The sequence below is a fragment of the Aquirufa sp. OSTEICH-129A genome (assembly GCF_054558355.1).
Genome location: NZ_JBPXKC010000017.1, coordinates 1 through 363, shown reverse-complemented (window position 1 = coordinate 363; position 363 = coordinate 1). Strand labels below are relative to the sequence as shown.

Genomic DNA, 363 nt, shown 5'->3' with positions numbered 1-363 from the left:
CGGGCTTGTAGCTCAGGTGGTTAGAGCGCTACACTGATAATGTAGAGGTCCGTGGTTCGAGTCCACGCAGGCCCACCAACAAATAAGGTTGGGGCAAGCTAGAGATGAAAGCCAATAACGGGGGATTAGCTCAGCTGGCTAGAGCACCTGCCTTGCACGCAGGGGGTCAACGGAATTACATTCCGTGTTGAATCCGTTATCTCCACTCGAAGAAATTGAGCGTACCGCATTAGACAAACGAGTCTAATGAATGAAGAGATTAACATTAAAACCCAATTAAAATTGGGGGATTAGCTCAGCTGGCTAGAGCACCTGCCTTGCACGCAGGGGGTCAACGGTTCGAATCCGTTATTCTCCACCAAT

The 363-nt window shown here is 49.6% G+C and carries 3 tRNA genes; all 3 read left to right on the top strand.

The window, feature by feature from the left end:
- Nucleotide 1 precedes the first annotated feature (1 nt).
- Nucleotides 2-78 (top strand) — tRNA-Ile (locus SKC36_RS12325).
- Between the two features lie 41 nt (nucleotides 79-119).
- Nucleotides 120-207: transfer RNA gene (locus SKC36_RS12320), tRNA-Ala, on the top strand.
- Nucleotides 208-284: 77 nt separating this feature from the next.
- A tRNA-Ala gene (locus tag SKC36_RS12315) sits at nucleotides 285-361 on the top strand.
- Nucleotides 362-363: the final 2 nt, after the last annotated feature.